21 protein-coding genes are annotated in these 22230 nt (G+C 67.5%); 9 read left to right on the forward strand and 12 right to left on the reverse strand.

The genetic code is table 11. The features are described 5' to 3' along the window. Positions 1 to 48: 48 nt before the first annotated feature. From ATO4_RS06045 to ATO4_RS06065, 5 genes are all read right to left on the reverse strand, one after another. On the reverse strand, positions 49 to 375 hold the full coding sequence (locus tag ATO4_RS06045; protein ID WP_083590529.1) for a type II toxin-antitoxin system RelE/ParE family toxin: 327 nt from the start codon (positions 373 to 375) through the stop codon (positions 49 to 51). Next, positions 362 to 652 (reverse strand): CopG family transcriptional regulator, encoded by a 291-nt coding sequence (locus tag ATO4_RS06050; protein ID WP_083590530.1) that lies wholly within the window; start codon positions 650 to 652, stop codon positions 362 to 364. Before ATO4_RS06050 ends, ATO4_RS06045 begins: the two co-directional genes overlap by 14 nt. Before the next feature lie 80 nt (positions 653 to 732). Continuing rightward, positions 733 to 1599, reverse strand: coding sequence for an amidohydrolase family protein (locus ATO4_RS06055; protein ID WP_083590531.1), 867 nt, complete (start codon positions 1597 to 1599; stop codon positions 733 to 735). Positions 1600 to 1657: 58 nt separating this feature from the next. Beyond that, positions 1658 to 2176 (reverse strand): MarR family winged helix-turn-helix transcriptional regulator, encoded by a 519-nt coding sequence (locus ATO4_RS06060; RefSeq protein ID WP_210191028.1) that lies wholly within the window; start codon positions 2174 to 2176, stop codon positions 1658 to 1660. Further along, a complete protein-coding gene (locus ATO4_RS06065) occupies positions 2173 to 2973 on the reverse strand; it encodes a crotonase/enoyl-CoA hydratase family protein (RefSeq protein WP_083590532.1) in 801 nt (266 codons plus the stop codon). The genes ATO4_RS06060 and ATO4_RS06065 overlap by 4 nt, the downstream gene beginning before the upstream one ends. 170 nt (positions 2974 to 3143) lie before the next feature. Here ATO4_RS06065 and ATO4_RS06070 point away from each other — a divergent pair, with 170 nt between their 5' ends. The 3 genes from ATO4_RS06070 (at position 3144) to ATO4_RS06080 (ending at position 7931) form a co-directional block, all read left to right on the forward strand. Next, complete coding sequence (locus tag ATO4_RS06070; RefSeq protein ID WP_083590533.1) at positions 3144 to 5036, forward strand: feruloyl-CoA synthase; 1893 nt, start codon at positions 3144 to 3146, stop codon at positions 5034 to 5036. 285 nt (positions 5037 to 5321) lie between these two features. Further along, on the forward strand, positions 5322 to 6728 hold the full coding sequence (locus tag ATO4_RS06075; protein ID WP_245308592.1) for an ammonium transporter: 1407 nt from the start codon (positions 5322 to 5324) through the stop codon (positions 6726 to 6728). 195 nt (positions 6729 to 6923) lie between these two features. After that, complete coding sequence (locus tag ATO4_RS06080; protein ID WP_083590534.1) at positions 6924 to 7931, forward strand: NAD(P)-dependent alcohol dehydrogenase; 1008 nt, start codon at positions 6924 to 6926, stop codon at positions 7929 to 7931. Between the two features lie 97 nt (positions 7932 to 8028). Here ATO4_RS06080 and ATO4_RS06085 read toward each other — a convergent pair whose 3' ends face one another. The 4 genes from ATO4_RS06085 to ATO4_RS06100 form a co-directional block, all read right to left on the reverse strand. Beyond that, on the reverse strand, positions 8029 to 8292 hold the full coding sequence (locus ATO4_RS06085; protein ID WP_210191029.1) for a DUF4396 domain-containing protein: 264 nt from the start codon (positions 8290 to 8292) through the stop codon (positions 8029 to 8031). A gap of 409 nt (positions 8293 to 8701) precedes the next feature. Continuing rightward, positions 8702 to 8953: a 30S ribosomal protein S21 gene (rpsU, locus tag ATO4_RS06090; RefSeq protein ID WP_083590535.1), complete on the reverse strand. Its 252-nt coding sequence runs from the start codon at positions 8951 to 8953 to the stop codon at positions 8702 to 8704. Positions 8954 to 9624: 671 nt separating this feature from the next. Next, a complete protein-coding gene (locus ATO4_RS06095; protein ID WP_083590536.1) occupies positions 9625 to 11025 on the reverse strand; it encodes a cytochrome P450 in 1401 nt (466 codons plus the stop codon). A 196-nt stretch (positions 11026 to 11221) separates the two neighbouring features. Then, positions 11222 to 11674, reverse strand: coding sequence for a thioesterase family protein (locus ATO4_RS06100; protein ID WP_083590537.1), 453 nt, complete (start codon positions 11672 to 11674; stop codon positions 11222 to 11224). 188 nt (positions 11675 to 11862) lie between these two features. Between ATO4_RS06100 and gyrB the strand changes: the two genes are divergently transcribed. Continuing rightward, a complete protein-coding gene (gene gyrB, locus ATO4_RS06105) occupies positions 11863 to 14301 on the forward strand; it encodes a DNA topoisomerase (ATP-hydrolyzing) subunit B (protein ID WP_083590538.1) in 2439 nt (812 codons plus the stop codon). A 312-nt stretch (positions 14302 to 14613) separates the two neighbouring features. Here the strand turns inward: gyrB and ATO4_RS06110 are convergent, their stop codons facing one another. The 3 genes from ATO4_RS06110 to ATO4_RS06120 all read right to left on the reverse strand — a co-directional run bounded on the left by ATO4_RS06110 (position 14614) and on the right by ATO4_RS06120 (position 16801). Further along, positions 14614 to 15330: an SDR family oxidoreductase gene (locus ATO4_RS06110; RefSeq protein WP_083590539.1), complete on the reverse strand. Its 717-nt coding sequence runs from the start codon at positions 15328 to 15330 to the stop codon at positions 14614 to 14616. 63 nt (positions 15331 to 15393) lie between these two features. Further along, the gene (locus ATO4_RS06115; RefSeq protein ID WP_083590540.1) at positions 15394 to 16074 is read right to left on the reverse strand and encodes a peroxiredoxin-like family protein; all 681 of its coding nucleotides are present in this window, start codon (positions 16072 to 16074) and stop codon (positions 15394 to 15396) included. 106 nt (positions 16075 to 16180) lie between these two features. Beyond that, positions 16181 to 16801 (reverse strand): glutathione S-transferase N-terminal domain-containing protein, encoded by a 621-nt coding sequence (locus ATO4_RS06120; protein ID WP_083590541.1) that lies wholly within the window; start codon positions 16799 to 16801, stop codon positions 16181 to 16183. A 212-nt stretch (positions 16802 to 17013) separates the two neighbouring features. Here ATO4_RS06120 and ATO4_RS06125 point away from each other — a divergent pair, with 212 nt between their 5' ends. From ATO4_RS06125 to ATO4_RS06145, 5 genes are all read left to right on the forward strand, one after another. Then, the gene (locus ATO4_RS06125; RefSeq protein WP_083590542.1) at positions 17014 to 17910 is read left to right on the forward strand and encodes a LysR family transcriptional regulator; all 897 of its coding nucleotides are present in this window, start codon (positions 17014 to 17016) and stop codon (positions 17908 to 17910) included. 98 nt (positions 17911 to 18008) lie between these two features. Further along, positions 18009 to 18779 carry an enoyl-CoA hydratase/isomerase family protein gene (locus ATO4_RS06130; protein WP_083590543.1) on the forward strand — a complete coding sequence of 257 codons (771 nt, stop codon included), beginning with the start codon at positions 18009 to 18011 and terminating at the stop codon, positions 18777 to 18779. A gap of 519 nt (positions 18780 to 19298) precedes the next feature. Beyond that, a complete protein-coding gene (locus ATO4_RS06135; RefSeq protein WP_083590544.1) occupies positions 19299 to 19934 on the forward strand; it encodes a TetR family transcriptional regulator in 636 nt (211 codons plus the stop codon). After that, a complete protein-coding gene (locus ATO4_RS06140) occupies positions 19931 to 20386 on the forward strand; it encodes a cupin domain-containing protein (protein WP_083590545.1) in 456 nt (151 codons plus the stop codon). The genes ATO4_RS06135 and ATO4_RS06140 overlap by 4 nt, the downstream gene beginning before the upstream one ends. A 395-nt stretch (positions 20387 to 20781) precedes the next feature. Beyond that, a complete protein-coding gene (locus ATO4_RS06145) occupies positions 20782 to 22071 on the forward strand; it encodes a sorbosone dehydrogenase family protein (RefSeq protein ID WP_083590546.1) in 1290 nt (429 codons plus the stop codon). Positions 22072 to 22230 lie beyond the last annotated feature (159 nt).

Here is a 22230-nt window from a genome sequence, read left to right on the forward strand (position 1 = left end):
CATCACGTGGCAGGTGCAAGGGTCATGGTCTGTCGCTGGACATAGGGCCTATCTGGAAGCAGGATAACCCGGATCGTGAAACAGCGCTTCGTAGTCTCTGCCGCGTGGGAAGATGTTGACGATTTCGACTACCTCGGCGACCCGGTAGAGGATCAGGGCACTTTTCTCGAACGGAACAGATCTGAGGCCGGGCCTCAAATCGTCGCGTCGCCGGCCGCCCAAGGGGGCGTCGCCGATCTTTTCACATCTTGCCCTGATGCGTTCCACGAAGCCTTCGGCCACGTCGTGGCTCTGGCTTATATCAAAAATGGCGTCGTAAATCTGTTCGAGATCGAGCCTGGCTTCGTCGCGGTAGGTGACTTCAACGCGTCGCATCACCCTGTCCGGCCCGCCTTTCGCTCATGAAACGCTCCATGCGTGCTCGCATTTCTTCACTCGTCAGGCTCGGTCGCGGATCGTTCAGCGATCGATCGATCTTCGCTCGTATTTCTTCGAGTTGCTTCTCGTGATCCTCTCGCTCCCGCTGCCAGGCCCGCACGGCCTCCTGCAGCGCCTCGCTCTCCGAGCCGAACTCTCCCGCCTCGACACGTTCGCGGATGGTCCGCAGCATGTCTGCCGGCAACTCGACGCTGAGCTTTTCTGCGACTGCCATGGCATGCTCCTCTTTGTCCTCGGAGCGAAGATAAGCCGAGCGCCCGCTTTTTGCACGCGCTTCGGTGCGCCTCCGCCCCCTCAGATCTTCAACAGCCGCCGCGCATTTTCCTTCAATATCAGCGGCCGCACCTCGTCCTTCATCTCCAGCTTCTCGAAATCGGCGAGCCAGCGGTCGGGCTTGATCACCGGCCAGTCGGAGCCGAACAGCATTTTGTGCCGGAGGATGGAATTGGCGTATTTGACGAGGATCGGCGGGAAGTATTTCGGCGACCAGCCGGACATGTCGATATAGACGTTCGGCTTGTGCTGGGCGATGGCCAGCGCCTCTTCCTGCCAGGGGAAGGAGGGGTGGGCCATGATGATCGGCATGTCGGGGAAGTCGACCGCGACGTCGTCGAGATGGATGGGATTGGAATATTTCATCCGCATGCCCATGCCCCCGCGCATGCCCGAACCGACGCCGGTCTGGCCGGTGTGGAAGAGGGCGATGGCGCCGGCCTCCGCGATGGCCTCGTAAAGCACGTAGGCCGAACGGTCGTTGGGATAGAAGCCTTGCATCGTCGGATGGAACTTGAAGCCCTTGATGCCGAATTCCGCGATCAGCCGGCGGGCCTCCCGCGCGCCCGCCTTGCCCTTGGCGGGATCGATCGAGGCGAAGGGGATCATGATGTCGGAGTTTTCCGCCGCGATCTGAGCCACCTCCTCGTTGGCATAGCGGCGAAAGCCGGTCTCGCGCTCGGCGTCGACCGGGAAGATGACGCAGCCGATCTTCTTTTCACGATAGTAGGCGGCCGTTTCCACCATCGTCGGCGGGTGCTCGTAGGGCGCCTTGAAATAGGTCGCCATCGCCGCCTGGAAGTCGTCGTAGCCGTCGTCCGGATGGCAGCCGCAAGGCTCCTCGGCATGGGTGTGGATGTCGATGGCGATCAGGTCGTCGACATTCATCGGGGTGTCCTCCCTGTTTCGGTCTCGCCGCGCGATGGCCGGCCGAGACCCGTGCGGCTCAAAGCCCGTTCAACTTGCGCAGCAGCGCGAACAGCGTCTGCCGCTCGTCCGGGGTGAGACAGGCCGCGCTCGCCTGCTCGTGCTGCCGGAACTTCGCCCTCTTGGCCTCGACCAGGCGGTGGCCGTCCCCGGTCAGCGTCAGCTCCACCGCGCGCCGATCGTCCGGCGGCACCCGCCGCTCGATCAGGCCGGCCTCGCCGAAGCCCTGGACGATCTTCGCCATGTGCGAGCGCTTGATCATCAGCGCCGCGGCGAGAACGCCCTGGCGGATGCCGGGATTCTCGCCGATCGTGATCAGCACCGAGAAGCCGCCGGGCTGCAGACCCTCCTCGGCGAAGGCCGCGAAGAAGGCGTCGAAGGCGCGGATCTGGGCGAGCCGGAGATGGAAGCCGAGGCTCGTCGCCAGCGGCCCGAGGGCGATCTGCGGGATGGCGGAGAGGCGCCCGTCGTCCCCGGCATCGCTCCCCGCATCGTCCGGGACGCTCGTCGCGGCCGCGTGGCGGGAAATGGCGCTCACCTGTCGCCGTCCCGCTTCTCCAGCGCCACCTTGCCGGCGCGCTTTTCCAGGAAGGCTTGCAGCCGCTCCTTGGCCTCGGGGCTGGTCTGGGTGAAGGAGGCCATCAGGCTCTCGACGAAGAGGCCGTCCTCCGAGCTCATGTCCTGGATGCGGGGCAGAGCGTGGATGACCGCGTAGTTCGACAGCGGCGCGTTGCCGGCGGCGGCTTTCGCAATGGTTTTGGCCTTGTCCAGCGCCTCGCCCTCGCCGACGACATATTGCACGACGTTCCAGCGCTCGGCGGTCGCAGCATCGATCACCCGGCCGGAGAGCATGAGATCGCTCATCCGGGCGGCGCCCATCAGCCTTGCGACGCGCACCGCACCGCCGCCGCCGACGAAGATGCCGCGCTGGCCCTCGGGCAGGGCGAAGAAGGCGGAGGCGTCGGCGACGCGGATATGGGTCGATGCGGCGAGTTCCAGCCCGCCGCCGACGACCGCGCCATGCAGCGCCGAGACCCACGGGATGCGGCCGCGCTCGATGGTCGCAAACACCTGATGCCAGCGACGCGAGCCGTAGATTCCCTCGATCGGCGACTTCTCGGAGTGTTCGGCGAGATCCAGCCCAGCGCAGAAATGCGGGCCGTGGCCGAAGATGACGGCGGCCTTGGCGGTCTTCTCGATGCTGGCGACGGCATCGGCGATCGCCTCGACGAAGCGGTCGGAGATGGCGTTGCGCTTGGCCGGGCGGTTGAGCCCGAGAAGCGCGATGGGGCCATCCTCCTCGATGGTCACGAATTCACTCGTCGCCTGGTCCATCCTGCCGTTCCCGCCGCGCTGTCCTCTGCTTCGCCGCCATCACAACACCGGCTGCCGGGAGAAGTCAATTTTGTTTCTTCGTGGATTGTTTTCGAGTGGACAAAATCGCCGGCCTGGGTCACCTTCCACCGGCATCGAAGGGTTCGGGAGCGATGCGACGGGAGGATCACATGGTCGACGGACAGGGGACGGCATCGAGCGCGGCGGATGAGGGTGATGCGGCCCCGCCGCTGCGGCCTTCGCGGGTCTGGGAGCCGGTGGTGCGGACTAAGACGCGGCCGGACGGCAGCCTCCTCGTCACCCAGGACGGCGCCCTGCCGGACTATCCGAAGCGGCTGACCGAGAGGCTGCTGCATTGGGCGGAGCGGGCGCCGGATCGCATCCTCTTCGCCCAGCGGCCCGCGCCCGGTGCGAAGGGCTGGGACACCATCAGCTACGGCGAGATGGCAAGCCGCATCGCCGCCGTCGGCCAGGCGCTCCTCGACAGCCCGGCATCGCCCGACCGGCCGGTGATGATCCTCTCGGGCAATTCCCTCGATCACGCCACCCTTGCTCTCGCGGCGATGCATGTCGGCATCCCCTATGCGCCGATCTCGCCGGCCTATTCCCTGGTCTCGCGGGATTTCGCCAAGCTGCAGGGGATCGCCGCGGACCTGACGCCCGGCGTCGTCTATGCCGGCGACGGCAAGGCATTCGGCGCGGCGATCGCGGCGATCCTTCCCGAGGATGCGCTGCTCGTTCTCGGCTCCGGCGAGGTCGAAGGGACGGCCGCGGTCTTGTTCGGCTCGCTGCTCGAGACGGCTGCGACCGCCGCGGTCGAGGAAGCGCATGCGGCGGTCGGGGCCGAGACGGCCGCCAAGATCCTGTTCACCTCCGGCTCCACCGGCAGCCCCAAGGGGGTGATCCAGACCCACGGCATGCTGGCCGCCAACCAGGCGATGGTCGCCGACTGCTATCGCTTCCTCGAGGACGGGCCGCCCGTCCTGGTCGACTGGGCGCCCTGGAACCACACGGCGGCCGGCAACAAGGTTTTCAACCTCACCTTCTGGCACGGCGGCAGCTACTATATCGATGAGGGCAAGCCGACGCCCGGCGGCATGGAGGAGACCTGCCGCAATCTGAAGGAGGTCTCGCCGACCTGGTATTTCAACGTGCCCAAGGGCTACGAGGAACTCTGCCGCCGCTTCGAAGCGGACGACGCGCTGCGCCGCTCGTTCTTCCGCGACCTGAAGATGATGATGTATGCCGGCGCCGGCATGGCCCAGCACACCTGGGACGCGCTGGAGGCGCATGCGTTCGAGACCCTCGGACACCAGGTCCGCCTCGTCTCCGGGCTCGGCTCCACCGAGACCGGCCCCTTCGCCCTCGCCGGCACCGATCCGCAGCCGCAGGCCGGTAACATCGGGATTCCTGCGAGGGAAGTGACGCTGAAGCTGGTGCCGAGCGGCGGCCGGCTCGAGGCGCGGCTGAAGAGCCCGAGCATCACGCCGGGCTATTGGCGCAGGCCGGAACTCACCGCCGAGGCCTTCGACGAGGAGGGCTTCTACCGGCTCGGCGACGCGCTGCGCTTTGCCGAGGCGGGAAGCGCCGAGAAGGGATTCCTCTTCGACGGCCGGGTGGCCGAGAACTTCAAGCTCGGCACCGGAACCTGGGTGGCCGTCGGCCCCCTGCGGGCCGCCCTCGTCGATCATTTCGGCGCGGCGATCCGCGACGCGGTGATCGCCGGCGAGGGGCAGGACGAGATCGGCGCCCTCGGGCTGGCCGACATCGCCGAATGCCGCCGCCTCCTCGGGGACGGGGCGAGCGGGCTCGGCGACGAGGACCTGCTCCGCCATCCGGGCCTGCGCGACCATCTGGCGGCGCTGCTGGCTGCCTTTGCTGCTCGCGCCACCGGGTCTGCGACCCGCGTCGACCGCCTCGTCCTCATCGACACGCCCGTTTCGATCGACCGCGGCGAGATCACCGACAAGGGGTCGCTCAACCAGCGGGCCGTTCTCGCCAACCGGCCGGAGCTGGTGGCCGCCCTCTATGATGATCGCGACCCCCGTCTCATCCGCGGGTAGATCCCCCGTTGGGTTGCGGCGGCGGGCTGCAGCGGGTTGCAGGCGCAGGCCGCGCCGATCCTCATGTGGCAGGATCGCATGCGATGTTGGCACTGCGCCCACAAAATAGGCGACTGCACAACAATCGGGCGGGCAGATCGCCGACGGGATTGGCAAAACCGTTGCCATTTGCGCGTTTTCTGCGGCGCAGCGAATTGGCATGAAGCTTGATTATTGATCGTCGGGCCCGGAGTTTCAAAGGCGCCAGCCATCAAGGGTCGGTCCACGATCGAAAGTTCGAAACAGATGATGAGACCAGTCTTCAACGCACGCACGCTCGCTGCTGCGGGCCTCGGGCTATGCGCGGCCGCGCTCGCCCTCCATCCGGCCCTCGCCCAGGATGCGCCCGCCGCGGCGAGCGCGGCAACCGAGGCCGCGGCGCCCGCGGCAGCCGCCTCGACGGTCGACAAGGGCGACGTCGCCTGGATGATGACCTCGACCCTCCTCGTCCTGTTCATGACGATGCCGGGCCTCGCCTTGTTCTATGGCGGTCTGGTGCGGGCCAAGAACATGCTGTCGGTGCTGATGCAGTGCACGGTCATCACCGGCGTGGTGATGATCGTCTGGGTGCTGTGGGGCTATTCCTTCGCCTTCGGCGGCGGCACCAGCTATTTCTGGGGCGGCATGGGCAAGGTCTTCCTGGCCGGCGTCACCAAGGATTCCCTGTCGGCGACCTTCTCCGACGGCGTCGAGATCCCCGAATACCTCTTCATCGCCTTCCAGATGACCTTCGCGGTGATCACCCCGGCGCTGATCGTCGGCGCCTTCGCCGAGCGGATCAAGTTCTCCGCCGTGGTGATGTTCACCATCCTCTGGGTGACCTTCGTCTACTTCCCCGTCGCGCACATGGTGTGGGACGCCTCGGGCCTGATCTTCAACGGCGTCCTGTCCAACGGCGTCGCCGCCATCGATTTTGCCGGCGGTACGGTCGTCCATATCAATGCCGGCATCGCCGCGCTGATCGGCTGCATGTTCGTCGGCAAGCGCGCCGGGCTTGGCCGTGACATCATGGCACCCCACTCGATGACGCTGACCATGGTCGGCGCCTCGATCCTGTGGGTCGGCTGGTTCGGCTTCAATGCCGGCTCGAACCTCGAATCCAACGCCGGCGCGGTGCTGGCGATGATCAACACCTTCACCGCCACGGCCGGCGCCATGGTCGCTTGGTGCGTCGTCGAGACGATCATGCGCGGCAAGGCCTCGATGCTGGGCGCTGCCTCGGGCATCGTCGCCGGCCTCGTCGCCGTGACGCCGGCCTGCGGCACGATCGGCCCGGTCGGCGCCATCGTCCTCGGCGCCATCGCCAGCTGCATGTGCTACTTCTTCGTCTCGGTGGTGAAGAACGCACTGAAATACGACGACAGCCTCGACGTCTTCGGCGTCCACGGCGTCGGCGGCATCGTCGGCGCCATCGGCACCGGCGTCTTCACCTCGACCGCTCTCGGCGGCACCGGCTATGCGGAGGGCGTCGGCATGACCGGCCAGGTCTGGGCCCAGATCGTCGCCATCCTCATCACCATCGTGTGGAGCGGCGTCGGCTCGGCGATCCTGTTCGCCATCACCAAGGCGGTCATCGGCCTGCGCCCGAGCGTCGAGGAAGAGCGCGAAGGCCTCGATCTCACCTATCACGGCGAGGTCGCCTACCACTCGTAAGCGGCGGGCTCCGCCGCGGCAACGCGGCGGGGCGGCTCCTGCAAACCAACGAAGCCCGTGTGCCGGACAGGCGCGCGGGCTTTGCCGTGCCCGGTCCGCGAACGCTGCGTCTCCTTGCCGGGCTAGAATTGCCGCTACCTGTGATCGACGAGGGACCGCCGCTGGCGGTCCGGACATGATCGAAGGATGACAGCGATGAAAGCCATCACACTTGCCAAGCCGGGCGGTCTCGACCGCCTGTCCCTCGTCGACATGGCGGATCCCGGCGCGCCGGGACCGGGGGAGATCCGCGTGCGCATCCGGGCGAGCTCGCTGAACTATCACGACTACGGCGTCGTCTCCGGCAACATGCCGACCGAGGATGGTCGCATCCCGATGTCCGACGGGGCCGGCGAGGTCGAGGCGGTGGGCGAGGGCGTCACCGAGTTCGCGGTGGGCGACCACGTCGTCTCCGGCTTCTTCCCGCTGTGGCAGGACGGCGAGGCCGCCGTCGCCGACTTCAAGACGACGCCGGGCGACGGTGTCGACGGCTATGCCCGCGAATTCGTGGTGCGGCCGGCGACGTGGTTCACCCATGCGCCGAAGGGCTACAGCCATGCCGAGGCGGCGACGCTGACGACGGCGGGGCTGACGGCGTGGCGGGCGCTCTGCGTCGACGGCGGCCTGAAGGCCGGCGACACAGTGCTGACGCTGGGCACCGGCGGCGTCTCGATCTTCGCGCTGCAGCTCGCCAAGGCGATGGGCGCCCGCGTCATCTCGACCTCATCCTCGGACGCGAAGCTGGAGACGCTGACGCGCCTCGGCGCCGACCACGTCATCAACTACAAGAGCAACCCGGAATGGGGAAAGACGGTCCGCGAGCTGACAGGCGGCCGCGGCGCCGACATCGTCGTCGAGGTCGGCGGTCCGGCGACGCTCGGCCAGTCGATCACCGCCTGCCGGATCGCCGGCCACATCGCGCTGATCGGCGTCCTCACCGGCCGCTCCGGCGAGGTGCCGACCGCCGCGCTGATGGCGCGCCAGCAGAGGCTGCAGGGCCTCATCGTCGGCAACCGCACGCACCAGACGGATTTCGTCCGGGCGCTCGAGGCGACAGGCGTCAAGCCGGTGATCGATCGGACCTTCCCGCTTGCCGAGATCGCCGACGCGTTCCGGCACGAGGAGTCGGGCCAGCATTTCGGCAAGATCTGCCTGGAGGTCTGAGGGAAGGGGGGCGCCGCCCGGTGGTGTTGGGGCGGGAGATTGGCGGCCCCGGCGTGCGCCGCGGCAGCTCGCCCCTTCTGCCCGCCCTTCGATATACTCAGGAGGGCAGAGGGGGGTGCCTCGGCGCTGCGCATCCGGCTGGCCTCTTCCACAACCGGAAGCCCGGCGAGCGCCTACACCCCGACATCGCTTCCTCGACGCCGCGGTTGATCGGCCAGATGTTGACCGGATAGGCGGTGAGGAAGCCGCATACCATCGCGATCTGCATCATGAACCGGAACTCGGCGCTGTTCACTTCCAGGCTGGCGCCGAGCCGCGAGGCGAAGATCCAGACATGAGCGAGCGCCAGGAAGCCGGACATGCCGATCTGTCAGTCGGTGAGCGACAGCGTGTCCGCCTTCAGCGCCGCGATGATCCCCTGAGGGGCAGGCCGCGCCGACGGCGAGCCAGACGATCGCGAGACGATGGAGCCGGCGGCAATCACGTCGCACCTCCGGAACATCCTGGCGGATGGGAATCGGTGCTGTGACCTCTTCAAACGACGAAGCCCCGCGCTCAGTGCGACCGGGAAGGGTCGTATGGGCAGCGGGGCAGATCTTCGTGCGGCGAGGCCTCTGGGGTCTCGTCAAGGCGCCGCTCGTTCGGCCGGACCGATCCGCCTTGAGACCAAGGGCGAATGACAGAAGGGCGAATCACGGCGGCAGCCGGAGGTTCCGTCAGCCAGGCGGACCGTTCACGGTCCCGTGCCCGGCATTGCGGACGGAGCGGTCTTAGCGGGCGGCGCCGGGAGCGGCGGGAACGCGGCGCTTCGGGCCGGGCAGCAGGCCCTCGCGCTGCGCCTGCTTGCGGGCGAGCTTGCGCGAGCGACGGATCGCCTGCTGCTTCTCGCGGGCGCGGCGCTCGGAGGGCTTCTCATAGGCGCGGCGCGCCTTCATCTCACGGAAGACACCCTCGCGCTGCAGCTTCTTCTTCAGCGCGCGCAGGGCCTGGTCTACATTGTTGTCTCGAACGTCGACTTTCAAAGCGACTCCCTCTCTTCATCCACGACAGGAGCGCCGCGGCGACTGCCGGCAGGCTCCGGTTCCGATTGAACACGAAAGCCGATGCCGGTTCCGGCACCGCAGAGCTTCCGCGCCACGCTCATTCCTCGGCAAGTGCCCGGCCCTTCGGCCAATGCCCGTTGCCTGGACGTTCTTTCGAACGCCCGTACCTCGGCTCGCTCTGCCTCTTGCAGGGGAGCAACGACGTCCTGCCATCGCTGGCGGGTCGATCGCACCGCCGGCCCGGTCAAGTCGGGCGAAGGATGTCCTTCGCCGTCGCCGGGTCGAGAGCTTCCCGAAACGGATGTTCGCCTCCCGCCCTGGTCGTCTGATCCAGGAGGTCGGCGGAACGGGAATGCCCGGTGTATCGAAGCGTCTGGCACGCTGCGTCGCGCCGGCAGGCGTGGCATCGAGCGTGTCAAAGCAAGACCATGGTGGCCCATATAGGGCAAATCGCCGGCAACCGCAAATGCCGATCCGCAATCGCGGCCCCGGCCGCTGATCCCCGCAAGGGCAGGCGGCATGACCGTCCGGGGCGGCGTTCCGGCCGCGCCGCGGGCCGCGGGGTCGGGATCCGTCCGCGACCCCAATCGCGCCATTCGATGCCGCCCGATGCCGTTCGCTGGCGCTTGCCGCCGCTCGATTCGCCGCGATCAGTGCCGGCGCGAGATCCGCATCGGCAGGCCGCCATCCGGCTGCACGGTGATGCGCTGCACGACTTCGGGTGCCGCGCGGCCGGTGTAGTCGAAGCGCAGGTCCTTCAACAGGAGCGCGAGGGCGATGACGGCCTCCTGGATGGCGAAGCTCGCGCCGATGCAGACCCGCGGGCCGACGCCGAAGGGCAGGTACTGGTAGCGGTCGATCCTGTCGCGGTTCTCGGGCAGGAAGCGCGCCGGCATGAAATGGTCCGGCCGGTCCCACAGCATCTCGTGGCGATGCACCAGCCACGGCATGACCAGGAGCGTCGCGCCGGCGGGAATGTCGATGTCTCCCACCTTGTCGGCCGCAAGCGCCGTGCGGTTGAGCGAGGGGGCGGGCGGGTAGAGCCGCATCGCCTCCTCGAAGGCGGCCTTGGTGTGGACCAGCCTGTCGGCCCACTGGCTCGGATGGGTCAGCGTCGGCAGGACCTCGTCGATCTCCCTTTCCACCAGCGCCCGCTCCTCGGGCGCCTGGCTGAGGAGATAGAGCGTCCAGGCGAGCGACCGCGCCGTGGTCTCGTGGCCGGCGCCGATGAAGGTGATGATGTTGTCCTCGATCTCCTCGCTCGACAGGCCCTCGGCCCTGATCAGGAGGGTCAGGAGGTCGTGGGGCGTGCCGTCCGGATCCCGGGCGATCTTGGCGCGGCGCTTCTCGATCGTCTCGGCGATGAGGCCGCGGAAATAGTTCATCGACTTGCGGCCGCGAAGCCGCCTGAGCCGCGGCAGGAAGGCCGGCGCGTTGAGGAGGTCGAGGGGATCGACGCGCCCCATCGAGCCGAGGAAGTCGCGGGTGGAGCGGGCGAAGCCTTCCGGCTCGGAGGCGATGTCGCCGGAAAACAGCGTCTCCTGCAGGATGTCGAAGGTCAGGAGCGTCATCTCGTGGGAAGCATCGACGGTGGAGCCGACGCGCTTCTCCAGCCCTTGCGCAAACAGCGCCGAGCGGGCCTGCATCTGCTCGGTGAAGCCGGAAATGTGGCGGGGCGTGAACACCGGGGCGATCGCCTTGCGGGTCCGCCGCCAGAGTTCGCCCTCGGCGGTGAGCAGCCCGTCGCGCAGCAGCGGCCGCAGGATGCGCTGGCGCAGCGGCTGCATCACGTAGTTCCGGGCGTTCTCCACCAGGCAGTGGCGGATGCCCGCCGGATCGTTGACGACGATGTTCGGCACGCCGAGCCAGGCGCCGCGGATATAGGGCTCCTTGAAGGCGCGCGTTCCCCAGATCTCGATGGGATTGCGCGAGGCGGTGCGGATGAAGCTGGCAAAGCCGAGCGGCTTGGAATGCGGCACCGGGGCCGGGGCACGGAACGGCCTGGCGCCGGCCGATGCGACGGGCGCGGGAACTGGAATGGTGTTCGACATGGCCTTGCGCCTCGCGGGTGATGGACGGTGCCGCCGGTCTTCACGGCATCGGGCGCCGCGAGCCATGCCGGCGGGCTCGCCGCTCATATGGGTGGCGAGGGCACGGGCGTCGAGGAAGAGATCGTCGCAGGTCGAAACGTCCCACCGGCGGCGCTCGGGTGGGATGGGCGCCGGTGCGGCGGTGCCGGTCCGCGTCTCAGCCGGCCGCGTCCTCCGCTGCCGGTTCCCCGGCGATCATGCGGGCGGCGAGCTTTGCCCGCATCCCCTCCGGCAGCGGCGTCGAGCGGCGCGTCGTCTCGTCCATCAGCACGATCACGCTTTCGGCGCTGGCGCAGATCCGGCCGTTCTGGAACAGCGCCTGGCGCAGCCGGATCGAGCTGTTGCCGATCGCCGCGACTCCGGTTCCGATCTCGACCTCGCCCGGCCAGTTCACCTCGCGCCGGAAGTCGATCGTCACCCTGGCGATGACGAAGGCCTTGCCTTCCGGCGGCGGCACGTCGCCGGCATGCAGCATCTCCACCCGGCCGGTCTCGAAGAAGGTCGAATAGACGGCGTTGTTGACATGGCCCTGACGGTCGGTATCGCCGTAACGCAGCTTGTCGGTGGTCCGTGCGGGAAAGTCCTCGAGGCTCGGCGCGTCCTTCGTCATCGGCATCCTTTCGCGATATTGGCGCGGCGCAATCTCCGGGAGGATAGGCCCTTCCGCCCCACTCTGGGCCGAAGCCGGGCGTAGGATGCGGCAGTGCTTTCGTCAACGCGCGAGAGCACCTATATAAAAGCTTCAAATCTGGCCGATTCGCCGCCTCCTCTGCGGCCCGCCCGAGACCAAGGACCATCATGTCAGCGATCCCCGAGACCGACCCCCTTGCCAATGCCGAATACGGCGCCGATTCGATCAAGGTGCTCAAGGGTCTCGACGCGGTGCGCAAGCGGCCCGGCATGTATATCGGCGACACCGACGACGGTTCGGGCCTGCACCACATGGTCTACGAGGTGGTCGACAACGCCATCGACGAGGCGCTGGCCGGCCACGCCACCCATGTGACCGTGACGCTCAACGCCAACGGCTCCTGCACGGTGACCGACAACGGCCGCGGCATCCCCACCGACATCCATACCGGCGAGGGCGTCTCGGCGGCCGAGGTCATCATGACCCAGCTGCATGCCGGCGGAAAGTTCGACCAGAATTCCTACAAGGTGTCCGGCGGCCTCCACGGCGTCGGCGTCTCGGTGGTCAACGCTTTGTCCTCCAAGCTGTCGATGAAGATCCGGCGCAAGGGCAAGATCCACGAGATGTCCTTCACCCACGGCGTGCCGGACGGCCCGCTGGAGGTGACGGGGGATGCCGGCGGCGAGACCGGCACGGCGATCACCTTCATGCCGTCCTTCGACACCTTCCAGGGCGTCACCACCTTCGACTACGGGACCCTCGAGCATCGCCTGCGCGAGCTCGCCTTCCTGAATTCCGGCGTGCGCATCGTCCTCACCGACAAGCGCCCGGCCGACGAGAAGCGGGTGGAGCTGTTCTACGAGGGCGGGCTGGAAGCCTTCACCCGCTACATCGACCGGTCCCGCAAGCCGCTGCTCCCCGAGCCGATCGTCACCATGGGCGAGAAGGACGGCATTACCGTCGAGGCGGCGCTGTGGTGGAACGATTCGTACAACGAGACCGTCCTCTGCTTCACCAACAACATCCCGCAGCGTGACGGCGGCACCCACATGGCGGGCTTTCGCGGCGCGCTGACCCGCCAGGTGACGGGCTATGCCGAGGCCTCCGGCATCCTGAAGAAGGAGAAGGTGTCGCTGACCGGCGACGACTGCCGCGAGGGGCTGACCTGCGTCCTCTCCGTCAAGGTGCCGGATCCGAAGTTCTCCTCCCAGACCAAGGACAAGCTGGTCTCCTCCGAGGTGCGGCCGGTGGTCGAGAACCTCATCAACGAGGCGCTCTCCACCTGGTTCGAGGAGCATCCCCAGGAAGCCCGGGTGGTGATCTCCAAGGTCGTCGAGGCAGCCTCGGCGAGGGAGGCGGCGCGCAAGGCCCGCGACCTCACCCGCCGCAAGGGCGCGCTCGACATCACCTCCTTGCCCGGCAAGCTCGCCGACTGCCAGGAGCGCGATCCGGCCAAGTCCGAGATCTTCATCGTCGAGGGCGATTCCGCCGGCGGCTCGGCCAAGGGGGCACGCTCGCGCCAGAACCAGGCGATCCTGCCGCTCCGGGGCAAGATCCTCAATGTCGAGCGGGCGCGTTTCGACCGGATGCTCGGCTCGGACCAGATCGGCACGCTGATCACCGCGCTCGGCACCTCGATCGGCAAGGACGAGTTCAACGCCGACAAGCTGCGCTACCACAAGATCATCATCATGACGGACGCCGACGTCGACGGCGCCCATATCCGCACGCTGCTCCTCACCTTCTTCTTCCGGCAGATGCCGGAGCTGATCGAGCGCGGCCACATCTTCATCGCCCAGCCGCCGCTCTACAAGGTGACGCGCGGCAAGCAGAGCCAGTATCTGAAGGACGAGAAGGCGCTGGAGAACTACCTGATCGAGGGCGGTCTCGACGACGCCTCGCTGACGCTCTCCCACGGCGAGGTGCGCATCGGCCGGGACCTGCGCGCCGTCGTCGACGATGCGCTCGCCGTGCGCCAGACGCTGGCGGGGCTGCATTCGCGCTACGATCGCTCGGTGGTGGAGCAGGCTTCGATCCTCGGCGCTCTTTCGCCCGAGGTCGCCGATCATCCCCAGGACGGGCCGGCGACGGCGCAGCGGATCGCCGAGCGGCTCGACCTCATCGCCGACGAGACCGAGCGCGGCTGGAGCGGCGAGGCGGTGGACGGCGGCTATCGCTTCATGCGCACCGTGCGCGGCGTCACCGAGCTGCGCATCCTCGACCCGGCGCTTTTGAATTCCGGCGACGCGCTGCAGCTGATGCGCCACGCGCCGCGGCTGAAGGAGGTCTATGACGGCGGCGTCCCGGTGCTGCGGCGCAAGGAGACCGAGCGGGCGATCGCCGGGCCGCTGGAGCTGCTGATCGCCGTCTTCGAGGTCGGCCGCAAGGGCATCTCGACCCAGCGCTACAAGGGGCTCGGCGAGATGAACCCGGAGCAGCTCTGGGAGACGACCCTCGACCCCGAAGCCCGCACCCTCGTCCGGGTGAAGATCAACGACGCCACCGACGCCGACCAGCTGTTCTCGCGGCTGATGGGCGACGAGGTCGAGCCGCGCCGCGAATTCATCCAGGACAACGCCCTGCAGGTGGCCAACCTCGACATCTGAGACAAGCGGTGTGGCGACGCTGAGAACCCCGACTCAACAGGGGTTGGTGTCTGACTCGGATCCCGAAGAATGTTGACTCGCGAGCTGCCCGTCACGGGTGAGCCCGCGGTCGACCATTGCATTTCTGCCCGGCGCGGTGGGGATCTTTCGCAAGCTCTTCCGTCCGTTCACACGCTCGTATTCACCGGCTTGCGAAAGCCAGCGATCGGCATCTTCCAAGAGGTGACGATCTGAGGGGCCGCGCCGGCCCCTGCATGCCTCACCGCATCATGGTGAGTTCGCAGGGGGCAAGCCAGCGCGAGGTGTCGAGGCTCAGAACGTGGCCTTGCCGATCGAGGCGCCGCCGTCGACATGGAGGGTCTGGCCGGTGATGAAGCCGGCGCCTTCGGACAGGAGGAAGGCGATGGCGGCGGCGATCTCGTCCGGCTGGCCGAAGCGGCCCATCGGGACGCCGGCGAGATAGCGGCGCTCGCCGTCGCTGCCGGGGGCGTTGTTGGCGCGGAACAGCTCCGTCTCGGTCGGTCCGGGCGAGACGGCATTGACGGTGATGCCGGTGGTCGCGAGTTCGAGAGCCCAGCTCCGGGAGAAGCTGACGAGGGCGGCCTTGGCCGCGGCATAGGCGGTCCGCTCGACGGATCCGAGGACCGTCAGGCTGGAGATGTTGACGATCCGTCCCCAGCCTCGCTCGCGCATGCCGGGCAGCAGCGCCTGCGCGGCCAGGAGCGCGGGATGCAGGTTGACCCGCATTACCTCCTCGAGCGCGGCGAGTTCGACCGCGCCGAGCCGTTGCGGCCGCACGAGGCCGACATTGTTGACGACGCCGTCGAAGCGAAAGCGCGCGGTCAGATCCGCCAGGATCCGGTCGGTCGCATGCGGGTCGGCGAGATCGACGGCAACGAGCGTGCCGGGAAAGCTCGACGCGGCGCCGCGCGCCAGGCCGACGACGTGATGGCCAACCCCATCGAGACGGCGCGCAAGCGCCAGGCCGATGCCCTTGCCGGCGCCGGTGAGAAGGAAGGTCCGGGACATGAAGGCCTCGCGAAATGAGCCCCGCCGCCGGAGCGACCAGCGACCAGCGGCCGGGGCAACTGGTCAGGCGGCGGCAGTGGCGGCGGCGGCGCGGCGAAGGGCCGGCAGCATGTCCTCGGGCTCGGGGCGCCTTGTATAGTCCGGGTTGACCTCGCCATAGAGGATCGTGCCGTCCTGGCCGACGACGTAGCGGGCCGGCATCGGCAGCGTCCAGCTCGGGTCGCCGTTGAAGGTCGGCAGCTCGTTCTTCAGGCTCTTGTAGAGATCGACGAGATAGTCCGGCAGCGCGAAGCGCAGGCCGAATGCGGCGGCCACGTCGTTGTGCGGGTCCGACAGGATCGGGAAGCCGAGTTCGTTCTGGCGCACCGACTTGCGGCTGTTCGCCGCCGTCTGCGGCGAGATCGCGACGAGGCTCGCGCCGAGTGCTTCGAACTCGGGCAGGGCCGCCTGGAGCGCCTGCAGCTCCATGTTGCAGTAGGGGCACCAGACGCCGCGATAGAAGCTGATGACCAGCGGCCCCTTCGCCAGGAGATCGGCCGAGGAAACCGGCTGGTGGTCGGGGTCCTGCAGCGTGAAGGCGGGTGCCTCGTCGCCGGCCTTGAGCGCACGGGCGGCAGCGCCGCTGGCGACCAGTTCGGCGGTCGTGCGGCGCATCGTCTCGATCACGGCGGGCGGCACGGTGTAGGGCGGCTTGCCCGCTTCGAAGTCGGCCTTGAAGGCGTCGAGCCTGGCTTGAAGGGTCATGACATGTCTCCGGGAATCGGGTTGGCAAGGGGAAAAGGACAGCTCTCGGGCGCCGCCGGGCGGCAGCATCGGGCGGCGATCCGGCATGCGACGCCGGAACGCCGGCTCAGGCGGCTGGCACAAGCGCGTCGACGCGGGCGAGGGCGCGCCGGACGGCGGGCCGCGCCTCGATCTCGGCGTACCAGCGGGCGACGTTGGGCGCATCGTCCAGCCCGACACCGGCGAATTCGCGCCGCCAGAGCCAGCCGAAATGCGCGATGTCGGCGATGGTGAAGGCGTCGCCGGCGGCGAAGCGACGCGCCGCCAGCACGCCGTCGAACACGGACACGGTGCGCCGGGCTTCGCTGGAGAAGCGCTCGATGGCGATCGGCTGCGGCTCGGCGGCAAGGCGCTGGAAGAAGCCGGCCTGGCCGAAGGCCGGGCCGAGCCCCGAGGCGTGGAAGAAGAGCTGCTCGAACACCCGCGCCCGGTCCTCGCCGGAGGCAGGCAGCAGTCGGCCGGTCTTCTCGGCGAGATGCACCAGGATCGCCGCGGACTCGCTCAGAACGAGATCGCCATCGACCAGCACCGGAACCTTGGCGTTCGGGTTGAGCGCGACGAATTCGGGCGCCTTCTGTTCGCCCTTGCGCACATTGATGCCGTGAAGGGCGTAGTCGAGGTCCAGTTCTTCCAGCGCGATCGGCACCTTGATGCTGTTGGGCGTGGCGAAGGCATAGACGTCAAGCATGGTCGTGTCCTGTGAGAGGCAACCCGGTCCGAAGGATCGCCGCGGCCGGCGAGCGACGTGCGCAGGTGGTCTGCATTGGCCGCATCGGCTCGCTCGCTTGGGCTCCGGCTGATCCGAAGGCGTGGGAAAGAGATGCCGCGCTTGCGCTCGACAGGGCAGACGGCTCCGGGCGATAACGCTCATTCCCAGATGGAATGGCCGGTGAGGACAGAGTGGACCGATACCAGGCGATGAAGACCTTCATACGGGTGGTGGAGACGGGGTCGTTTTCCGCCGCGGCACGCCTGCTCGATGTGGGCCAGCCTGCCGTCTCCAAGACCATCGCCCAGTTGGAGGAGCACTTGCAGGTGAGGTTGCTCATCCGCTCGACCCATGGGCTGACGCCGACCGAGGCGGGCCTGCGCTTTCATGAGCGCGCCAAGTCCGCCATCCAGGAAGCCGACGAAGCCGAGCTTGCGGCGAGAGGCGCAGGCGCAGGCCTCACCGGCCGTCTGCGCGTGTCTGCGGCGACCACCTTCGCACGGCTTCACATCGTGCCGCTGCTGCCGCGCTTTCTCGAACAGCACCCCGGGCTCGAGATCGACGTCATCCTCGACGATCGCCTGATCGACCTCGTTGCCGAGGGCGTCGACCTGTCGCTGCGCATGGGCGCTCTGCCCGATTCCTCTGCCGTCGCGCGCAGGCTGGCGACGGGCGGTCGCTCGGTGGTCGCGACGCCGGCCTATCTCGCGCGGGCCGGCACGCCGCAAAGCCCGGCCGATCTCGCCGGCCATGAGGCCGTGATCTACAGCCAGCTCCCGCATGTCTGGTCGTTCACCCGGGAGGGGACCGAGGCTTCGGTCTCGGTGCGGGGCCGCGTCCGCGTGAGCGCGGCCGAGGGGCTGCGCGCCGCGGTGCTCGCCCACATCGGCCTGACGATCACGTCCGACTGGATGTTCGGGCCGGAGCTGGCGACCGGCGCCGTGCGCCGCGTGCTGGAAGACTGGGCCCTGCCGCCGCTCGACCTCTGGGCCGTGTTTCCGGCCGGGCGCATGGCCAGCGCAAAGGCGCGCGTGTTCGCGAGCTTCGTGCAAGAGACGATGGCCGCCGGCCATTCCGGCGTGGCATAAGCCTTATCGCCGCGCGCCGTCCTCCGTCCCGCCGACCGACAGTCTAGCTGATCGTCACGCCGCCACTTCCGGCAGGCTCCAGATCGAGGATCGGCATCATGGCCCCGTTCGAAACCTATCGCGACGCCTTCCCCAACGCCCGCCTGACCCGCAAGGACAACGGCGTGCTCGAGGTCGCTCTCCACACCGACGGCGGCAAGCTCGTCTTCAACGGCCACACCCACGAGCAGTTCGTCGGGCTGTTCCATGCGATCGGCGAGGATCGCGACAACCGCGCGGTGATCCTGACCGGCTCGGGCGACGCCTTCATGGATGCGATCGACCCCGACGGCTTCGACTTCTTCACGCCGAGGGGCTACGACAAGATCCTGCGCGAGGGCCGCAAGGTGCTGTCGAACATCCTCGACATCGAGATGCCGATGATCGCCGCCCTGAACGGACCGGTGCTGCTCCACAGCGAATATGCGCTCCTGACCGACATCGTGCTGGCGACGCCGGAAACGGTCTTCCAGGACAAGCCGCATTTCGAGTTCGGCATCGTGCCGGGTGACGGCGTGCACCTCCTCTGGCCGCATGTGATCGGCTCGATCCGCGGCCGCTATTTCCTGCTCACCCGCCAGGTGCTCGATGCCGCGACGGCGAAGGACTGGGGCGTGGTCAACGAGATCGTGCCGGCCGACCGCCTGCTCGCCCGGGCCCACCAGATCGCCGATGGCATCGCCTCGCTGCCGCCGCTGACCTCCCGCTACACCCGCATCGCGCTGACCCAGCCACTGCGCCGGCTGATCGACGAGGGAACCGGCTATGGCCTCGCTCTGGAGGGCATCAGCGCCGCCGAGGTCGCCCGCTCCATGGCCGCCGAGGGCTGACCCGGCATGCCCCGCCCGGCTGCGTTGCCGGGCGGCAACCCCGACCGGACGCCGACTTTGATGGACCGAGGGACGTTCGTCGTGCGGACCGACAGGTTGGACCGAAACCGGAATGTCCGCGCCTGGAGGCTGGAGATGAAAAAGCGGCCATGAGCTGAGGTGACCTCCGCAACCGCTTGCGACCCGTTATCGGCGTTTCCGACGACATCCCAAACCTTCGGTCGTTCCGGGCAGACGGCAGAGCGGACTGTAAGCGGGCTGTGCGGCGCCAATCCCGCCAGATGGTTAGCTGCCGTTCTCGCCCAGGTGCACTGTAAGCCCAGGCTGCCCTCTTTATACGATGCGAACTGCTTTCGGCCTGCGGGAGTGTCTTCTATCGGAGGCGGGCATTGGACGGGGCTCGCAATCCTGGACGTGGCCAGCAGCCACTGCTGAATATTGACGGCACAACACGGGACATGAATTGACGGATCGCTGAATTGATGACACACATCGCGTCGCTAATTTGGAGATTCTGCCTTGTCCCTGACCCGCGCCTACAACAGCCCGATACGCGCGGCACAGTTCCGCGAAACCCGCGAGGCCATATTGTCTGCCTTGTTCTCTCTGATGGAGTCTGCAGCTACCCCGGACGACATCGGGATGGATGCAATCGCCGCCGAAGCGGGTGTGCAGCGCCGGACGATTTTCAGGCACTTCGAAAACAAGGAAGAATTGCTGCGGACATTCTGGCCATGGCTCAATGCCCGCATCGGGGCCTCGGTCAAGCCGATGACCCCGGAGGACATTTCGGGCGGTCCGCGCCAGGCGTTTCCCCTCTTCGAAGCGCATGAAGCCGCCATACGGGCAGCGCTCCACTCCCGCACCGGGCGGGAGATGCGGGCGGGCACCATTGCGGATCGGCGCCGGGACTTCTCGGTGGCACTTGCTCCCGCCCTCGACAAATTATCCCACGTGGAGCGCCAGAAGATCGAAGCACTGGCTCACCTGCTCTACTCCGCCTCCGCATGGGAGGTTCTCAAGGATTATGGCGGTCTCGACGGCACCCAGGCCGGCGAGGCCGCTTCCTGGGCGCTCGAACTGATCCTGTCCGCGATCAACTCCGGCGAAACTGCGGCGGACACAACCATCGCAGCCAAAGGAGATGCGCGATGACCATAGACGTCAATACTCCCTCCAACGCCGATTGCCGTTGGGTGGTCGCCGACAAGATACGCTTCCTGGGCAACTTCCCGGGCTCTTCAATCGAGCTTCTGGACATCGAGGTGCCTGCGGGCTCCGGTACTCCGCCTCACACGCACGAGTCAGCGGAGCTCTTCTATGTGCTGGAAGGAGAGTTAACTCTGCGGCAGTTCGGCTCGGAAGTTCCTCCCGTGGTCATCCATGCCGGCCCTGGAACATCGGTGAGGATTCCGTCCCGCGTGCCTCACAACTATGTCAATGAAAGCGGCAAGCCGGTTCGCATGCTGGTCATGCTTGAGGCAAGCATGGTGGCTTTCTTTCGCGATATCGGATCCGCCGAGCCGGCAAGCAGTGTGCCGGACTTTGCGCGAATTGGCGCTGCCATGGAGAGACATGGCATCGAAGCACTCGCCAGTGCGGCCTGAAACCGCAAAGCTCTTGATCGCGCCGGCACCAAGGTGCCGGCGCAACCTGCTCGTCGCTCCAAAAGCTGCCGGTCTGTGAGAGGTAAAAGCTGGATATTGACGGCTTTCGGGACCGTCCAGCTGGACGACGAATGCCTGGATTGCAGACGCGTTGCTGCCCAAGCGCGTGAGCCCGTTGAAGGGCAACTCCCCGGCGAAGCTGCAGAAGACGGTCTATGAACCGTCCTGCTGAGAGCTTCGACCCGGTCGCCCGCTGTTCGGGTGGCTGGGGCCGATGCGGCAGCCTGAGACGCCTTGACGGTGCCTCATGTCATGGTGAAAACCGCAGAGCGATGCCAATGCCCACTAGGTGTTGGTGCTCTCCATGCATGCTCCTCGGGACAAGGCGGTCGACTATGGGAATTCTCGCAAAGGCGACTGAAGTCGTGGGTGGCGCTGTCGCGCTCGTCAGGCGCTTCGGTTCTCCGTCGCATCAAGCCGTCGGGCTGACACCCCAGATTCCGGAGGCGCGAAAGCAGGCAATCATGACCTTGAAACTTCCCGCAGCAGAAGGCTGGAAGGACGGGCGCCTGCCCACCTGCGCGCCGGGGCTTCAGGTCAATGCCTTTGCGTCGAACCTCGATCATCCCCGCTGGATCGAGGTCCTGCCGAACGGCGACGTCCTCGTGGCGGAAGCGAAGGAGCAGCCGGAGACGCCGCGCACTCTCATGGACCACGCCCAGCAGGCGACGATGCGCCGCGTCAAGGCGATCGGCGAGAGCGCCAATCGTGTCACCCTTTGGCGTGACGCGGATGGGGACGGTGTCGCCGAGCGCCGCGAGGTCTTCGTGGAAAACCAGAACCAACCCTTCGGCATGGCGCTGATCGGCGACCGGTTCTATCTCGGGAACACGGACGGCATTCGGTGCTTCGACTACCGGCCAGGCGATACGAGCCTCACGGGCGGTGGTGAAACGCTCGTCGACTTCAAGCCGCACGGGCACTGGACCCGCAGCCTGATCGTCTCGCCGGATCGGGCGAAGATCTACGCTGGCGTCGGATCGCTGTCCAACATCGGCGACAAGGGGATGGCGGCGGAAGAGGGGCGCGCGGCGATCTGGGAACTGGACGTTGCCACCGGAAAGGCGCGGATTTTTGCCTCCGGGCTGCGGAACCCGGTCGGCATGGCCTTCGAGCCGGTCACGGGAAAGCTCTGGACCGTCGTCAACGAGCGCGACGGGCTTGGGGACGAAACGCCGCCCGACTACCTGACGTCCGTCGAAGAGGGTGGGTTTTACGGCTGGCCCTACTGCTACTGGGGCAGGACCGTCGACGATCGTGTCCCGCAGGCTCCGGACCTCGTCGCCCGTGCTATCCAGCCGGATTATGCTCTCGGCGGCCACACCGCATCGCTCGGCCTCTGCTGGATGCCGGCCGGCACCTTGCCGGGGTTCGGCGAGGGCATGGTGATCGGCCAGCACGGATCGTGGAATCGCTCGACGCTCAGCGGCTACAAGCTGATCTTCGTCCCCTTCGCCAATGGCGCGCCGAACGGACCGGCCCGCGATATCCTGTCCGGCTTCCTGTCAAAGGACGAGAAACTGGCCTATGGACGTCCCGTCGGCGTGGCGATCGGCCCTGACGGCAGATCGCTGCTGTTGGCCGACGATGTGGGAGACGTCATCTGGCGCGTGAGCGCCGTGTGACGCAGTCGGTCGCACCGTAGCGGTGACCGCGGCGGCTGAGATAAAGCTGTGGACCCGGAACGGGCGCCTGACGGCGAACTCGACCATGCGGGAGCCTCGACCGCGAGCCGCCAACCCGATGGTCGAGCGATCGCGCCGGGTTGCGTCGGCGAAACAGTC

Origin of the sequence: Aurantimonas sp. 22II-16-19i (assembly GCF_002088275.1) — a bacterium.
Classification (GTDB): Bacteria; Pseudomonadota; Alphaproteobacteria; order Rhizobiales; family Rhizobiaceae; genus Jiella.

What these genes read in the sequence shown, in the direction of transcription:
- ATO4_RS06045 (WP_083590529.1), bottom strand. Translation starts at nt 375, where the DNA reads ATGCGACGCGTTGAAGTCACCTACCGCGACGAAGCCAGGCTCGATCTC.
- ATO4_RS06050 (WP_083590530.1), bottom strand. Translation starts at nt 652, where the DNA reads ATGGCAGTCGCAGAAAAGCTCAGCGTCGAGTTGCCGGCAGACATGCTG.
- ATO4_RS06055 (WP_083590531.1), bottom strand. Translation starts at nt 1,599, where the DNA reads ATGAATGTCGACGACCTGATCGCCATCGACATCCACACCCATGCCGAG.
- ATO4_RS06065 (WP_083590532.1), bottom strand. Translation starts at nt 2,973, where the DNA reads ATGGACCAGGCGACGAGTGAATTCGTGACCATCGAGGAGGATGGCCCC.
- ATO4_RS06070 (WP_083590533.1), top strand. Translation starts at nt 3,144, where the DNA reads ATGGTCGACGGACAGGGGACGGCATCGAGCGCGGCGGATGAGGGTGAT.
- ATO4_RS06075 (WP_245308592.1), top strand. Translation starts at nt 5,322, where the DNA reads ATGATGAGACCAGTCTTCAACGCACGCACGCTCGCTGCTGCGGGCCTC.
- ATO4_RS06080 (WP_083590534.1), top strand. Translation starts at nt 6,924, where the DNA reads ATGAAAGCCATCACACTTGCCAAGCCGGGCGGTCTCGACCGCCTGTCC.
- ATO4_RS06085 (WP_210191029.1), bottom strand. Translation starts at nt 8,292, where the DNA reads ATGTCCGGCTTCCTGGCGCTCGCTCATGTCTGGATCTTCGCCTCGCGG.
- ATO4_RS06095 (WP_083590536.1), bottom strand. Translation starts at nt 11,025, where the DNA reads ATGTCGAACACCATTCCAGTTCCCGCGCCCGTCGCATCGGCCGGCGCC.
- ATO4_RS06100 (WP_083590537.1), bottom strand. Translation starts at nt 11,674, where the DNA reads ATGACGAAGGACGCGCCGAGCCTCGAGGACTTTCCCGCACGGACCACC.
- gyrB (WP_083590538.1), top strand. Translation starts at nt 11,863, where the DNA reads ATGTCAGCGATCCCCGAGACCGACCCCCTTGCCAATGCCGAATACGGC.
- ATO4_RS06110 (WP_083590539.1), bottom strand. Translation starts at nt 15,330, where the DNA reads ATGTCCCGGACCTTCCTTCTCACCGGCGCCGGCAAGGGCATCGGCCTG.
- ATO4_RS06115 (WP_083590540.1), bottom strand. Translation starts at nt 16,074, where the DNA reads ATGACCCTTCAAGCCAGGCTCGACGCCTTCAAGGCCGACTTCGAAGCG.
- ATO4_RS06120 (WP_083590541.1), bottom strand. Translation starts at nt 16,801, where the DNA reads ATGCTTGACGTCTATGCCTTCGCCACGCCCAACAGCATCAAGGTGCCG.
- ATO4_RS06130 (WP_083590543.1), top strand. Translation starts at nt 18,009, where the DNA reads ATGGCCCCGTTCGAAACCTATCGCGACGCCTTCCCCAACGCCCGCCTG.
- ATO4_RS06140 (WP_083590545.1), top strand. Translation starts at nt 19,931, where the DNA reads ATGACCATAGACGTCAATACTCCCTCCAACGCCGATTGCCGTTGGGTG.
- ATO4_RS06145 (WP_083590546.1), top strand. Translation starts at nt 20,782, where the DNA reads ATGGGAATTCTCGCAAAGGCGACTGAAGTCGTGGGTGGCGCTGTCGCG.